Here is a 15,394-nt window from a genome sequence, read left to right on the forward strand (position 1 = left end):
GTAGTTCGGCAAATCCGGACTACAGCGACTAAATGCGCGCAGGCGCCGCCTGCAATTGGGCTATTACGGACTGCAGAGCTTGAGCAGCGCCGAGCTCCCTCTCAGCGACCCCTCACGCAAAAAAGCAAATAACGGAAGCTGATCTTCCGCCATTTGCATGAATACTTGCTGAGATCATTCTGCTGCAGCCAAACGCGTCTCGCCTACTGCTGCGCTGCTGCAAACCTGCCACTATTTCACCATGTCACTCTGCAAGCCAACACAACCAATTTATCTATGCTACTTTTCTACACTTCAACTTTTCTACGCTTCTACACGACTATACTCAATTAATTCTACTCTTACATGCACACCCACGTCGTACTTCCACGTTTCCGTACGCACACCCTACCACACTTACTGTCCACCCCACGCATCTTGTGCATCCTTTGCGCCCAAGCTCCCACACACGCCACGCATCCTGCGTTCGCCGGTGCTTGGGGCACCTGGGCACCCGTGCTATCTACACCCCACGCATCTTGTGCATCCTTTGCGCCCAAGCTCCCACACACGCCACGCATCCTGCGTTCGCCGGTGCTTGGGGCACCTGGGCACCCGTGCTACCTACACCCCACGCATTTCGTGCATCCTTTGCGCCCAAGCTCCCACACACGCCCCTCCACGCATCCTACGTTAGCCGGTGCATGAAGCGCCTGGGCACCCGTGCTACCTACACGCGCCGAAGTTCTCGCACACGCTTCATAGCGCTGCCGGCATCTTTGCCGAATAAATCGTGCAGACGCTTATACTCCGCATACAGCTGGTCGTACACTTCCACGTGCGCAGGGATCGGTTTCACCGTCTCTTCCTTCACACGCGCCATGTGCGTCGCTGCCTCGGCCAGTGTGGCATACCCGCCAGCTCCCGGGCCGGCGACGACCGCTGCGAACATCGCTGCGCCGATCGCAGGGGTTAAGTCCGTGTCGGACAGCATGATTTCCATATTGTTCACGTCCGCATAAATTTGCATCAGCAGCTTGTTCCGCTGCGGCAAACCGCCGCACGCATACAGCTCGCTAACGTCTAGACCGCCTTTGCGGAACGCCTCGACAATTGTGCGCGTGCCGAACGCCGTCGCTTCAAGAAGCGCCCGGTACATATCTTCCGGCTTCGTGCTCAGCGTCATGCCGAGCATCATGCCGGTCAAATTCGCATCCATCAACGTGGAGCGGTTGCCGTTGTGCCAATCCAGCGCCAGCAAGCCGTGATCACCAGGCTGCTGCTGCGCTGCTTTCACTTCAAGCCACTCGTGGACGGACAGCCCCTGCTCCTGTGCTTCTGCTTGCACATAGGCAGGCACATTCTCCTCCACGAACCAGGCGAAAATATCGCCCACAGCGCTCTGCCCTGCCTCATAGCCGAACAGCCCAGGGATGATGCCATCCTCCACGACGCCGCAAATGCCCTCGACCAGGCGTTCTTCCTCCGCCAGCAGCATATGGCATGTGGACGTGCCCATCACCATCACCATTTTACCCGGCGTCACCACGCCGACGGCAGGCACGGCAGCATGCGCGTCAATATTGCCAACGGCTACCGCGATCCCAGGCGGCAAATTCATCTGCGCCGCCATCTCTGGCTGCAAGCTTCCAGCTTTGCTGCCGAGCGGATATACGTCCCCTCGCAGCTTCGTCTCATACAGATCAGCCAAGCCTGGATGCAATTGCCCTAAAAACTCACTGGACGGATAGCCTTCGCTTTTGTGCCAGTTTGATTTGTAACCGGCTGTGCAGCTATTGCGTTTCAGTTCGCCTGTCAATTGCGCAACGACCCAATCGGCCGCCTCGACGAACAGATCCGCTTCTGCATACACCTCCGGATCTTCCTTCAGAATCTGCAGGCTCTTCGCCAGCATCCATTCCGAAGACAGCTTGCCGCCATATCGCTGCAGCCAGCCTTCACCAAGCTCGGCTGCCAGCTCGTTGATTGCCGTCGCCTCGCCCTGAGCCGCATGATGCTTCCACAGCTTCAGCCAGGCATGCGGCCGTTCCTTCCATGCGTCCTTCAGGCAAAGCGGCTCAAAGCCCGCATCAACCGGCAGCATCGTGCACGCTGTAAAGTCGATGCCAATGCCGATCACCTGCGACGCCTCGATGCCGGAGGCGGCGATGACCGCAGGGACGGAGGTACGCAGCACCTCCAGGTAATCCTGCGGATGCTGCAGCGCCCAATCCGGCTTCAGCTTCACGCCGCTGCCAGGCAGCACTTCGTCAATGACACCGTGACGATACGGCGTCACATGTACGGCCTCCTCGCAGCCGTTATGAATATCAACAAGCACCGCACGGCCCGATTGCGTGCCAAAGTCAATGCCAATCGTAAAAAGTCGCTTCGTTGCCGACATAGGTCCACCTGTCCTTTTATTTTCTTCCCACTACACTAAACCGCCGCCAGACGTCGGCGACACAACACGCGCCAACGCGCGACCGGGAAGCGCGCACGTTGGGATAACCTCCCTTATCGGTATAACGGCCCAAAGTTCGTGCAAGCCCTGAAATCAGCGCCAACAGGTTCCATCACGCCAAATGCTGTCCATGCGCTTGGACGGAAGATTCTGTCTTCCGACACGTTGTGCATGCACACCGGAATACGCAGCATCGACGCTAAGGTAATCAGGTCGCCGCCGATGTGCCCATAGCTCAGCGCGCCGTGGTTGGAGCCCCAGTTATTCATGACACTGTATACGCTTTTGAAAGCACCCTCGCCTGTTAGGTTCGGAACGAACCAAGTCGTTGGCCAAGTCGGATTGGAGCGCTGGTCCAGCTTGTCATGGACGTCGTCCGGAAGCTCAACGGTGTAGCCTTCAGCAAGCTGGAGCACTGGTCCAAGCCCTTTGATTAAGTTGATGCGAGCCATTGTCACCGGCATGCCTTCACGCGTCGTGAAATCGGTGGAGTAGCCGCCGCCACGGAAGAAATCGACAGCCGGACACCACTGCGTAGCCTCCAGGCACGCCTGCACTTCGTCCTGCGTAATTTTCCAGAACGGCTTCATCGCCGGCTTGCCGTCTTGTTCTTGACGGCCCGTTCCGTCCAAAGCTGCAGGTCCGGAGTTGATCAGGTGGATAATGCCATTCTCCGCCACCCCGCTCAACTGATGTCCGGTCACGCGCTTCACCGCATCCGGGCTCCAGTACGTGCGCACATCGGCAAAAATTTGTGCCGCATCTGTCAACAAATGGCCGAACAGCATCGTGATGCCGTTGAGCGTATCATTTTCCGTCGCCAGCATGAAAGGCTCGCGAAGGCCGTTCCAATCAAAGGAGCTGGTCAACACCGCTTCCATGAAATCGCCGTTCGGGAAATGATCCGTCCAAGCCCGCTGTCCTTGGAAGCCGGCAGCCAACGCATTGCGGCCAAGCGCTTCCTCGCCGTAGCCCAGCTGCGCAAGCTTAGGATTGCCGATCATCAAATCGCGGGCGATCAGCGTCATTTTCACCACAGTTTCCCAGTCGCCTTGCTTCTGCTCATCCGTTCTTGTCAAATGCGGGGGATTGACGTCCTGCCCGATTTGGCAGTTTTCTTTGGTCCATTTCAACGCCTTGTCAAACTCTTCCTGATCATAGATATTCCGTTCCATGCGGCGAATGAACTCGCTCATATCCACATATTCATTTCTCATGCCCAAATAGTTCTGGAAAAAATTCTCATCGACGATACAGCCGGCAATCCCCATCGACACCGAGCCCATCGACAAATACGATTTGCCCCGCATCGTGGCGACAGCAAGCCCGGCTTTGGCAAACTGCAGCAGTTTAGCCTGCACATCCTCCGGAATGGACGTATCGCCCATGTCCTGCACGTCTTTGCCATAGATGCTGAAAGCCGGAAGGCCCTTCTGATTGTGCGCGCCTAGCGCTGCCGCCAAATAGACGGCTCCCGGACGCTCCGTTCCGTTGAAGCCCCAGATCGCTTTCGGCGTGTACGGGTCCGTGTCCATCGTTTCCGTCGGGTAGCACCAGGACGGTGTGACCGTGATCGTGACGCCGACGCCGGCCCGGGCGAATTTCTCCGCCGCCTGCGCAGCTTCGGCTACGCCGCCAATGCATGTGTCGGCAATGACACATTCCACGTTCAATCCGTTCGCATGTTTCAAATTCTCGCTCAAGAAGTTGGCGACCGTAACGGCCATATCCATCGTGACATCTTCCAGAGATTCGCGAATTCCGCCTCTCCGTCCGTCAATCACGGGGCGAATTCCTATTTTCGGCATCGATCCTTGCAAACGATTTTCAATTTTAATTCGTTCCATCGTCGGTCCCTCCAGCCATATGGCGCTTATTGTGTAATCGATTACGTAATCGTTTACACACATTCTAATTCCGTGCGCCCGAATCTGTCAATACTATTTTCAGCAACATAAAATTTATCCTCCTGCCCAAAAAATTTCCCCGTTACGCGCTGCCGCCGATATGGACTATACTGGCAACAACGACTGGAAAGGAGGTGTGATCGCGATGAATACCGCCTTCGGCTTTCCCTGACAGCCCAGCGTCAGCCGGCATTCAGGCTCATGAAATCTCTATTTTATTAAAGGAGTGTGTCTGTTATGAAACTCAAAAGTCGGCGAGTATCCGGTAGAGGCCAATCCCGGAACTCCATATTCATCTTCTGCCTCAGCTTCATCGTGCTCACGATTTCGACTTTTTTTGCAAACGCTTCCACGACATACGCCATCGTTCCGGCAGAGAGCACTTTCTTCTCCTCGGCTTCCATCGACGAGCATCAGGCTTATAACTCCGCCAGCAACGGCGATCTCTGGGCTTCTTGTTGGGCTGATGACAACAACTTGTATGCGGCTAACGGGGATGGCACCGGATTTACGACGACCGCTCCCTCCGTCGACATCGCCATGAGCCGGATCAGCGGATCGCCGGGCAGTCTGACCGGCTCCACGATCAACTCCGGCGGCATCAGCCAAACGTGGAGCGCATCCGGGCACAATCGCAAGCCGACCGGCATGGTCTGTGTCGACGGCAATCTGTATGTCGCCGTACAAGATTTGAACTTCAACTTTGACGATGCACCTGCAGCAACGATTGCCAAGTCGACAGATCACGGCGTCACTTGGACTTGGGATCATTCGGCGCCGATGTTCAGCAACAATACGTTCACAACCATCATGTTCCTTGACTACGGAAAGAACAATGTGAACGCCCCTGACAATTACGTCTACGCCTACGGGCTCGACTACAACTGGCGGGATTCGTTTAACAACAGCGTAACAGATCCAACCAAGCTGTTCTTGGCCCGCGTGCCGAAAACCAGCATCCAGGACCGCTCTACATGGGAATTTTATACCGGTGACTTGAACGGAAACGCAACTTGGTCCAGCAATATCGCCTTGAAGACCCCCGTCCTGCAGGACGACCGGCACATCTATCAAAGTACCCGCGATCCGAATCACCCCCAAAATATGACGGTTGTCTCGCAAGGCAGCGTCGTATACAATCAACCGTTAAACCGTTATATGTACACCTCTTGGACGGAATACACCTACGAGTTCTATGAATCCCCTACGCCTTTCGGCCCTTGGAAACATTTCTACACCAAAGATTACGGCGGCTATCCTTGGACGAATACGAAGAACGGCGGTTATGCGACAACAATACCGTCCAAATTCATCAGCAGCGACGGCAAGTCGATGTGGGTACAATCCAATACATTCGTCGATGCTCCGCAAAACTATAACTACTCTGTGCGCAAGCTGAATGTTGTCCCTTACACAGCAACAACCGCTTCGAACACGAAGAGCGACTCGAATTTAGCGCAAGCTTCCGGTGTCGTCCCTTTCGAAAAGGCAGCTCACTTCGGTAATAATACCTACTACAACGATGGCAATTATACGGCATCGGAGGACAGTTGGGATCAGGAGAACAAAACAACGGATGATTGGGGCTATTATTTTAATAAAAATGTCAACATGAATAAAGTCGTCTATACGACGGGCAATATGTTTAGCGACGGCGGCTGGTTCAGCAGCGGGCTCAAAGTTCAAGTCCGGCAAAACTTCAATTGGGTGGATGTCACCAATCAAGTGATTGGACCGGATTATCCGTATAATTCCTCGGCTGGCCCTAACAAGCCGTATACATTCACCTTTGACGACACTTGGGGCGATGCTGTCCGTATTATCGGCGTACCTGGCGGCTCAGCGGCTTTCACATCGATCAGCGAGCTTTCCGTTTACTACGCCAGTACGAATCTCGTTCAGGATCCAGGCTTCGAGAATCAGCCGACGACAACGACAGTCGGCACGATCAGCGCGCCATGGGGCTTCGAAGGCACCGATTCGCACGGCATCGATGTCAGCAACGGGCATCAGCACGGCGGGGCCAAGAGCGCGTACATCCGCACCTCAGGCACGGGTTGGAACATGATCACCCAGACAATCAATGTGACACCAAACACGAACTATGTCCTTAGCGGGTGGGTGCTTGGCTCCTCCAACATTACAGGCGGTTACTTCGGGGTACGTAATTCCAGCAACGCGGTCATTAAAGAAGTCCAGTACGGCAGCATGCCTTATACCAAACTGACGGTTTCGTTTAATTCCGGTTCAAGCTCGACGGTCAAGATTTACGCCGGCTTCTGGGGACCAGGCAGCGATTCCTGGATCAACGTAGACGACATTACTTTGCGTTAAATAAACATAGACCCGCTGCAAGTCTCGGACATTAGTCACAGACTCTACAGCGGGTCTTGTCTTTAAAGGACGATGGCCAAAGCGCGGATCGGCGAGCCGGAGCCGTTGGCAATTTTGAGCGGTGCGGCAACAAAGAAACATTGCGCAGGCAAGGTATGCAATTGATGCAAACATTCGATTAAATAAATGTGCTGCTTCAGCACTTTTTCATGAAAATAACAAGGTCCGACCGCATTCCGGTTGATCACCGGTGTTCCGACGGCAGCTGTGTCCGTCCCGACAGCCTTCACCTTTTTGGCGATCAAATAATCGGCGACGTCTTCGGTAAAGCCCGGCTGATTATCCGCATAATAGCCCCAATCTTTGGAAGTCGTCCAATACTGCATCCAGCCAAAATGGATCAGGACAACGTCCCCCTCCTCGATGCGACCGCCAGACTCATCCAGCGCAGCTTGTAGATCCGCCAAGCTGGCTCTTTCGCCCGGCTGCCAGGCTCTACGGGATAAATCGATCACAGTGCACCGCCCCATGATAGCATCGGGCTTAATCCGTTCGATCGTCGCGTCCACCATATCCGCATGCATATGATACGGCGCATCGACATGCGTCCCTGTGTGTTCGCTGATCAGCAGCGCTTGATTGGCATATCCGTCATGCTCATGGGTCGCCGTCCGGTCAATGATCAAGGATGGATGCGAATAATACTTGGGGATACCCTTCTCCAATAAAACGGACAGATCGACGATCGATGCCGACTTAAAAAGCGCGTTAAACAACGATAAGCGATCCGTCCCCAGCTTTGCCAACCATGCTGTCCATTCGTCTGCCATCGGCTATATTACCTCACGTTCATCATTGCCAGGCAGCTGCGGATGGCTGGTGTGCGGCTCGCTTTGGTACCAGAACGCCGTCGAGGCAATGTCGCTCTGCTGAGGCAAATAACGTCCACCGGAGCGCCAACCCAAATCCTGAATCGTCACTTTCAGGTCCTGTTCGAAACGGATCGGATCCATCACATGCCAGCGATACATGCCGAAGCGCATTTGGCTGCGGTAAAGCCCATCCGGCTTAATCACTTGATGCATGCCGAGGAACGGCGTCGAATACGTGCCATACTCCCCTTTGGGATGCTCCCAGTTCCAGGCTCCGCCGAAATAGTCTTCCGTGCCCGTACCGCAAATCGTCGGAAACTCATCGTCCCCATCCATAAAAAACTTGATCTCCCCTTCGCCCCACCAGCCTGTATTGTTGACCTGCCAAGCTAAATAGGTGCCTACGTAATGCCCTTTGCCCTTCACGCCATCCACAATTGTATGTACACCTTTATAGGCCACAGGATTGCTTCTCCGCCACTGCGCATGGAAATACGCCATATCCTCCGGAACGTCTGTTAACGTATAATCGACCTGGTAATAGAGCACGACTTTATCCGGCTGTAAATTTTCGATCGTTATTTTCGCGGATTTGCGGAACGGCATCAACCAGTAGCTGTTCATGCCCCCAGCCGGGTTGACGGCAACCGGAAACGAATTGACATTGCAGCGTTCCTGCCAACCGTTACAAAAGAAATCGCCCAGGGGCACTTCTACAGACGGCTCCGCTTCGTCATCCCAGTACATGCGGATTATCAAATTGCGCCAGTTGGTCGGGAAACACGTCAGCCAAATGTGCTGAATTGCGCCTGGCCCATCGATTTGCGCCATCGTAAGTGTCGTTCCCGCAGGAATTTCCACGGAGGGGGACACTTTCCAGCCAACGCCCAAGTCCCGTGCACAGTTGGCCCCGGTTCCGGTCGTGGCCATGCCGCCCTTGCCTTTTTCCCCATTCACATTCTCTGCGCTAATCGAGCGCGTCTTCGCATTGGACAATCTCGCCAGGCTGCCCATCCCCATATCCAAACCGTTAAACATATTCACTATGCGTCTCACTCCCGTCGTCATATTCACTTCCAAGCACTTGCTCGCATCCAACTGCTTCTTCTATACTAATGATAACGATTACACATCTCCGATCTTATCAAAAATAGCTCTTCTTTTCTTTGCCCTTTATTGTTAAAACTTGTCCATTCTTGCTTTTCTAGAAAGGGGAATCAGCATGCACGAGACTTTCGCCATGGCCGCCGACCGCAAAAACCTGCTGCTGCGTCTCTCGCCGAACGTGCGCAGAGCCTGGAATCACCGGGCTGCGGAGGCGGTTCTGAAGCCGCGTATTCTATTTGATTATGAGCTGTTGTATTTGGAGAAAGGCTCGCTGCAAGTGCGAATTACCGAGGATCGCTACACTTTGGAGCCAGGAGACATCGTGCTGTTCAAGCCGGGCAAAGAGCACGAGTTTCAAGGCATTGCCGGGGAGTGCTGGATGCCGCATGTGCACTTTGACGCGCTGTTTTATGACAACTTTGAAGAAGTGCCGATCAATTTCAAGGAGTGGAAAGACTGCTCAGAGGCGGAAAGGAACTGGCTCCGTCCCGATGTGCTCGGCCGCATCCTGCACATGCCTGACGTTATGCGCATCCCTAACCACAGCGAGGTGCACAAATGCTTAGTTCCGTTAATTCACGCTTATGAAAGAAAAGATGCGGATTTCCCGATTTTGCAAAAATCGCTCATGCTCAAAATGTTGTACCTGCTGGCTAAGGGGCTGGAGATGAACGAAAATTCCCGTTCCATCCTGCACCAGGATGCGCTGGACAACACGGTCACCTACATCATGGAGCATTATGATCAAACGATCCAGCTGGAACATTTGTCCAAAATCGCCTGTTTGAGCGTCTATCATTTCTCTCGACTGTTCAAGCAGAAATTTGGCACCTCGCCCCATCAATATCAAATGCAGTATCGTCTGGAAAAAGCGAAAGAACTTATGATATACAGCCGCCTGTCCTTGACGGCCATCGCCGAAAAGATCGGTTACAGCAGCGTGTTCGCTTTCAGTAAAGCGTTCAAACTGGCGGAAGGCATCGCCCCGCGGGAATTCATGAAGACGTTTTCTGGCATCTAAAAAGAAGAGGGTGCCCGCAAGCCATGAACCTGGCTTCGAACACCCTCTGTTTACATATTTTCTTTGCGCGAAGCTTGCCACAAATAAAGCAGGAACACCGCGCATAATACGGCGATGAACCCGTACCCGCCGAACACATCGAGCTTCGACGAGCAGTAGCCGAAGCCTAAGCCCGCCAGAACCGTGAACGCGTTCAGCCCCAGCGACTGGAACGACTCGATGGTCGCCCGCATGGACGCGTCCAGCCGGTGATGCAAATAGCCGGCAGCCAGCGGTTCGACCATGCCGGCGGCGAGAAAAATGAGGCCGATCGCCGCCAAGCCTGCGCTGCCATGCATAACCGCTGCGCAAAGGAGCCCGGCCGCAAACAACGCGGTCACGCCAAGCAGCAGCGTTCTTATCGGGAGCTTGCTCTTTAACGTGTGAGCAAGCAGATTCCCCGGCATGCGCAGCAGCAGCCAGGCTGTGGAAAAAAAGCCGAACAAGCTTACGCCAATGCCCAGCCGGTTCAAATAAAGCTGCCAAAACTCGTCCAGGAAGCTGAGCGCCGCTCCTGTAATCATGCTGATCAGCACCACCAGCCGGACGGCCCGCTGCTGCTTGAAGAACAGCATGGCTTCCTGCATATACCCCAGGAAGCTTCTACTCTTGCCGTTAGAATCGGTCGGACGACTGAGCGCAGGCTCAGTCAGGGTCAAGGTGACGGCCAATGCGATCAGCATACTGCCTGCGGACAGCCAGTAGTTGAAAGCAAAGCCGTACCGGCTGGCGAGCATACCGCCGCTCAGCGCGGCCAGCACGGCCCCGAGCAAATCGCAGGCGCGCAGGCGGCCTACGATTCGCTCGAACTGCTGTTCCTTGCCGCAGCGCTTCAAGGAATCGTACAACAGCGCGTGCTCCGCACCGCTGCCCGCCGAGCGCTCGATTCCGGCCAGCAGCACAGCGGCCGCAAAATGCCAAAACTGCGTGGCGAATACGAGGATGACGAATTCGCACCAGCCCAGCCACGCGCCGATCACTAGCATGCGCTTGCAGCTCCACTTGTCTGCCAAGATGCCGGTCGGCACCTCGAGCAGCACGATCGTGACGGCATAAATAATCTCTGTATATACGACCATCTGGATGGTCATGCCCCGCTGCTCCCAGAACAGCCGTTCAATGACATAAGCCGGAATCAGACTGTTAAAAAAACGGATAACCATTAATTTCCATATGTTTTGCATCCCATTCTCACCTTCCTCTCACTTTAGGTTGAATACTCAACCGAACAAGCGGGGGCGCGCGTGAGTGGCATGCGTCACAAGATTAACAAGGGGGTCTGGCGTGGTTCATCCTTCACGCTCCTTTCGTTTTTTCAGCTATATGCACGATATGCTGCATTCATTCGCTCAGGACGAGCAGCGCTTATTTTCCATACATGACTTCGTGAAAAATCGCAGCTTTCCTTTTTGTAAATCGTAATTTGTCGCCAACACATAAGCTCTGTGACAAAAATCACTAGGAACACCGTTCAGTATTGAAATTCCAGTGAAAATTTCCTTGAATAACCGCAATTATTTTGATCGCGCTTTCATTTAACGAAAAATATGTCCGATTCTTAACAGGCTGGCCGAAGTTGCGGTGGGAGCCTGCCATACTAGAGCCGCATCCGTATCCGATCATGAACCTGCAAAGCAAAGCGGCCAATTGTTCAGGACGTTCCACAGCTAAACAATGCCCGCAATCTAGCGGTTATCCACATGGGTTAGCGATGCCTGGATTCTCTGTAAGGAGCCAAGGCGTTCTGATACCGTACAAAATTGCCGGGGATTCTGCATACATTCATATGTTCCCGCAAACGATATTGGAGATAACGATTTTGATGCGAGCTTCCAAATTATCATTTGCGAATTGACGTTCTTCAATTCATTTGCGTTTTAGCCGCGCTGCGCTTTCGCGATTCGCGAGGCATACAACAAAACAACCTCTGGTTGTAGTAACCAGAGGTTGTTCATTCATCGCCGCGGGCGACCATCATTTATTTTCACCAAGTGAAAAGCCCAAGCGATTTTTCATATAGGCGCCGGCAGGCATAGGCGCTTCTTTCACTTTGGACCCAGGCTGAAGCGCAAACAGCTTCGTGGTCAATTCCATGAACCAAACTTCGTCCCTTGCGGCCAACGCAAGATCAATCAAGCTGTTCAATTGTTCTTTATCATAGGAAGAAGAGTCCTGCAATCTTTTCACCAAGCTTCTGCGGACTTCGACTTCTGTGCCAACGGATTCCTCATTATCTGAAGCAATGACGTGAATGCCTACGGTGCCGCGCGTTGGGTCAACAGTTTCGATATAGCCGTGTACCAGCTCTCCCTCTTGCGTATTCCCCTGCACCCAATCTCCAATGTTAAAATGTTTCACAACGACCACCGCCTTAAGTGTTATTTATTAAGTTACAGTTAATATACTGTAATTATAACGATTACAGATGAAAATATCAAGCCCTTTTTGTTAGAGGCCCATCTTTAAAAAAATTTGCTTGCATGTGATTTTTTTCACTTACACATCTTCTTCTTTGCCTTATGATGAAGACATAAAGAAGAAGGAGATGGTTCACATGATGAACTGGCTTAGAGAAAACAAATACGCTGCCGTACTGCTGACATTTATTCGCGTATATGTAGGTTGGGAGTGGCTCATTGCCGGCTGGCACAAAATCACCGGTGACAAAGCTTTTGATGCGACAGGATTTCTGAAAAATGCGATCGCCAAGCCCGTCGTTGAAACGGGCACAACAGATGCGGTTTACGGCAACTTTGTTGCTTTCCTGAAAAGCTTTGCCCTGCCCCATGTAGGCCTCTTTAATGTGCTGATCCCGTGGGGAGAACTGCTGGTTGGCTTAGGTCTTATCTTAGGGGCATTGACAACAGCGGCAGTTTTCTTTGGCTTATTAATGAACTTCATGTATATGTTCGCAGGCACTGTCAGCACGAACCCATGGTTAACGATGCTTGGCTTCTTCATCATCGCAGCTGGAGTGAACGCCGGCAAATTCGGTGTGGATTATTTAATCCTTCCGCATGTTCACCGCTGGTGCGATAAAGTAAAAGATAACTTTCACAGCAAGCCGAAGTTTAATCATTAAGAAACCACGAAACCATGCAATGCGTGCACTTGAGACTAGGGGTGAATGGGTTGGAGGTTCATGTTTTAAGCCGTTGTTGTTCAGGAATCGTTACAGCCAACCCGGATGTGCTTTTGAATGCAACGGATCAGCTTAAACAAGAGCATTTACAGTTACGGATTCAATTAAAGGGACTTGAAGCGAGTGCCAAAGAAGCCATTTTAAATAACGATATTGCGGAAGGCGCAGCACGCCTCAGACATTTGAACAGCCATGCCGCACGATTTATACAAGAGCTTCAGCACCATGCTAATTGGGAAGAAGACGTGTTCTTCCCTTTTCTTTTGGCCTATTTCCATGAGGCGTCCCTTTCTTCGATCAAGCCTTCCTTTGAGGATTTGGAAAAGGACCATCAGCTCGGCGTATCGTTTATTTATTCGTATAACGAGGCTGTCAATCAGCTAAGTGCTTTCGTTGACAAAAAGCAATTGGCCGAGGCGGCTTCGCACCTCATTCAGGCTTGCTTAATTTTGAACGATCACTTCACGATGGAAGAACAGCTTATTTTTACATTAACGGAAAAAGTGCTTGTCGATTTGGACCAATTTTTCTCTTAAAAGATGGGATCGCAGCACTTCGGTTTGGAGGTAGCATGATGGTAACTTGTGATATGTGCAAAAGAACGGCTGGACAAGGACAGTTCGGCACCTCTTGGGTTTGCGATGATTGTAAAATCGGTATCGTGGAGACCAAGGTTGTCCGCTCTTCTGAGGACAAGACGTTGAGCAGCTTAGAAAAGAAATAAGAAATGCAAAAAACCTGCTTACGCAGGTTTTTTGTTGTTATATAGCTGATTCCGCTTCCTCTGACTGCTGCTCGAAAGCTTTCGTGCTTCTTCCCGAGAAGTAAGGGACGACTAACGTGCAGACGAGTGCCAGCGCAATTAACGCGATGAACGCGCCGCCACGAATGTCTTTTACCGATAAGGCTAATATCAGCATGAAAATTCTGGAAACATTCAGAAAACATTCCCGCCACAGAAAAATTTGCGCTTGTTTCATCGCGGTTTGCTTCGTTATGATCCTAAATTGCCGCGTGTTCCACACCGTTCCGAAATAAAACATGCCAATGGTCGTTAAGATATTAGAAATAATCAGGATAGGCGCTTTAGGAAATAACGGCAGCAAAAAGCCGACAGAAATAAAGAGCATACCAATGTTGAGCCATGCGCCCTCCCGCACCTTCAGGCGACGGTACAGCATCATCGCTCCTATCGCGAAGCATGCGTACAACACATTCAACAAAGCGATGACCAGCTTGTCCTCCGACACGGAAAACGTAAACACAAGCGCAAACAACACCTGGAACTGTAAAAATACGCCTGCGGCCATTAAGGAAGGGACCATCCAGCGCAGCGAGGGCGTAGAGTATACGCGCTTGAATCGGATGCCCTGGAATAAAGGCATGCGTTCGCCCGCCAGCGTAATCGTCGGGATATAAAATGAAACGATAAACAACAAGGCAACAAACAAGAACATTAGCAAAAAGGAGCCGGAGTACCCCATCCATTTGATAATAAGCGCGAATGCTATCGGGTTAATAATCGATACGATCTGGTTGATAATATTTGCTATTGCAAAATACTGTTCAAAGTCCTTCCCTTTTCCGTACACGCTCAACGTTATATTTTGCGCAGAGGCATAAAAGCCCCACATGACCCCAATCGGTATGGAGATGATGGTGATCCACATGAGCCGATTTTCCAGCTCAAGCACGGATAAAAGCAAAAACACGATTCCCCCGCAGATGGCATTGGCCCGAATCAGCACCCGGGTTGTATAGCTTGTCAGCACTCTGGAGCCGACAGCGAATGCCAGGGTCCACGTTGCGAACATGATCAAATTGAACCATACGACTTCAAAAATATTGTGATTCTTTTCCCATATATATAAATTGACGAATATCCCAATGTAATTGAAAATGACCGTTGATGAGGCGTTCATGAGCAGCAAACGTTTGATTTGACCACTTACCGGCATTGTTGTCATCTGCTTTCTTAGTAAATATATGAAACTAGGATTCTAGTTTCTCCCATCTCTATCTCCCTACTATATGCCATTATAGGATAAAAAGAAATAAAAAAAGCAAAATCAACAGGATAACAGATCACTGTTGATTTTGCTTTTAAGCCTTTTCATACTGGGGATCAAGGATTCGAACCTTGGCATGACGGAGTCAAAGTCCGTTGCCTTACCGCTTGGCTAATCCCCATCGATACAGGAGCGAGGGCCCTTAGAATAAAAAAGCCCACCAGGTGGGCATTCGCTTGGCAACGTTCTACTCTCCCAGAACCCTTCGGTTCAAGTACCATCGACGCTGGAGGGCTTAACGGTCGTGTTCGAGATGGGAACGCGTGGGTCCCCTCCGCCATCATCACCAAACGTGATGCTTCTGCCAGGAAACATCTGTACTTATTCAGAGCGTCTTGCACCCTGAAAACTAGATACGAAACTTGCGTAAAGTGTGTTGCTTCTTTGAGTAAGAAGCAAATCTGAGAGACTTTGAACTCCGTTCAAAGATCCCTCTATTAGGTTAAGCCCTCGACCGATT

The 15,394-nt window shown here is 51.8% G+C and carries 12 protein-coding genes, 1 tRNA gene and 1 rRNA gene; 5 read left to right on the forward strand and 9 right to left on the reverse strand.

The window, feature by feature from the left end; all coding sequences use genetic code 11:
- Positions 1 to 709 precede the first annotated feature (709 nt).
- Both O9139_RS17945 and O9139_RS17950 read right to left on the reverse strand, forming a co-directional pair.
- Positions 710 to 2,383 (reverse strand): ribulokinase, encoded by a 1,674-nt coding sequence (locus O9139_RS17945; RefSeq protein ID WP_270880847.1) that lies wholly within the window; start codon positions 2,381 to 2,383, stop codon positions 710 to 712.
- A 113-nt stretch (positions 2,384 to 2,496) separates the two neighbouring features.
- Positions 2,497 to 4,290, reverse strand: coding sequence for an L-fucose isomerase (locus O9139_RS17950; RefSeq protein ID WP_270880848.1), 1,794 nt, complete (start codon positions 4,288 to 4,290; stop codon positions 2,497 to 2,499).
- Between the two features lie 297 nt (positions 4,291 to 4,587).
- On the opposite strand from O9139_RS17950, the gene O9139_RS17955 reads away from it, so the two are divergent.
- Positions 4,588 to 6,684, forward strand: coding sequence for a hypothetical protein (locus tag O9139_RS17955; RefSeq protein WP_270880849.1), 2,097 nt, complete (start codon positions 4,588 to 4,590; stop codon positions 6,682 to 6,684).
- Positions 6,685 to 6,746: 62 nt separating this feature from the next.
- Here the strand turns inward: O9139_RS17955 and O9139_RS17960 are convergent, their stop codons facing one another.
- A complete protein-coding gene (locus tag O9139_RS17960; protein WP_270880850.1) occupies positions 6,747 to 7,514 on the reverse strand; it encodes a cyclase family protein in 768 nt (255 codons plus the stop codon).
- 3 nt (positions 7,515 to 7,517) lie between these two features.
- Positions 7,518 to 8,594, reverse strand: a complete 1,077-nt coding sequence (locus O9139_RS17965) for a glycoside hydrolase family 172 protein (RefSeq protein WP_333742743.1) — start codon at positions 8,592 to 8,594, stop codon at positions 7,518 to 7,520.
- Positions 8,595 to 8,778: 184 nt separating this feature from the next.
- On the opposite strand from O9139_RS17965, the gene O9139_RS17970 reads away from it, so the two are divergent.
- Positions 8,779 to 9,684 carry an AraC family transcriptional regulator gene (locus O9139_RS17970; protein WP_270880852.1) on the forward strand — a complete coding sequence of 302 codons (906 nt, stop codon included), beginning with the start codon at positions 8,779 to 8,781 and terminating at the stop codon, positions 9,682 to 9,684.
- A 50-nt stretch (positions 9,685 to 9,734) separates the two neighbouring features.
- Here O9139_RS17970 and O9139_RS17975 read toward each other — a convergent pair whose 3' ends face one another.
- Together O9139_RS17975 and O9139_RS17980 are read right to left on the reverse strand one after the other, a co-directional pair.
- Positions 9,735 to 10,907: an MFS transporter gene (locus O9139_RS17975; protein WP_270880853.1), complete on the reverse strand. Its 1,173-nt coding sequence runs from the start codon at positions 10,905 to 10,907 to the stop codon at positions 9,735 to 9,737.
- A gap of 790 nt (positions 10,908 to 11,697) precedes the next feature.
- Complete coding sequence (locus O9139_RS17980) at positions 11,698 to 12,081, reverse strand: IDEAL domain-containing protein (RefSeq protein WP_270880854.1); 384 nt, start codon at positions 12,079 to 12,081, stop codon at positions 11,698 to 11,700.
- A gap of 196 nt (positions 12,082 to 12,277) precedes the next feature.
- On the opposite strand from O9139_RS17980, the gene O9139_RS17985 reads away from it, so the two are divergent.
- From O9139_RS17985 to O9139_RS17995, 3 genes are read left to right on the forward strand one after another with little or no spacing between them, the layout of a single operon-like run.
- Positions 12,278 to 12,805, forward strand: coding sequence for a DoxX family membrane protein (locus tag O9139_RS17985; RefSeq protein WP_270880855.1), 528 nt, complete (start codon positions 12,278 to 12,280; stop codon positions 12,803 to 12,805).
- Between the two features lie 50 nt (positions 12,806 to 12,855).
- The gene (locus O9139_RS17990) at positions 12,856 to 13,401 is read left to right on the forward strand and encodes a hemerythrin domain-containing protein (RefSeq protein WP_270880856.1); all 546 of its coding nucleotides are present in this window, start codon (positions 12,856 to 12,858) and stop codon (positions 13,399 to 13,401) included.
- Positions 13,402 to 13,436: 35 nt separating this feature from the next.
- Positions 13,437 to 13,589 carry a hypothetical protein gene (locus tag O9139_RS17995; protein ID WP_270880857.1) on the forward strand — a complete coding sequence of 51 codons (153 nt, stop codon included), beginning with the start codon at positions 13,437 to 13,439 and terminating at the stop codon, positions 13,587 to 13,589.
- A 37-nt stretch (positions 13,590 to 13,626) separates the two neighbouring features.
- On the opposite strand, the gene O9139_RS18000 is transcribed toward O9139_RS17995, so the two are convergent.
- The 3 genes from O9139_RS18000 to rrf form a co-directional block, all read right to left on the reverse strand.
- A complete protein-coding gene (locus O9139_RS18000) occupies positions 13,627 to 14,823 on the reverse strand; it encodes an MFS transporter (protein ID WP_270880858.1) in 1,197 nt (398 codons plus the stop codon).
- A 160-nt stretch (positions 14,824 to 14,983) separates the two neighbouring features.
- Positions 14,984 to 15,055: transfer RNA gene (locus O9139_RS18005), tRNA-Gln, on the reverse strand.
- Positions 15,056 to 15,108: 53 nt separating this feature from the next.
- A 5S ribosomal RNA gene (gene rrf, locus O9139_RS18010) occupies positions 15,109 to 15,225 on the reverse strand.
- Positions 15,226 to 15,394 lie beyond the last annotated feature (169 nt).

Source organism: Paenibacillus aestuarii, from assembly GCF_027789125.1.
Taxonomy (GTDB): Bacteria; Bacillota; Bacilli; order Paenibacillales; family NBRC-103111; genus Paenibacillus_E; species Paenibacillus_E aestuarii.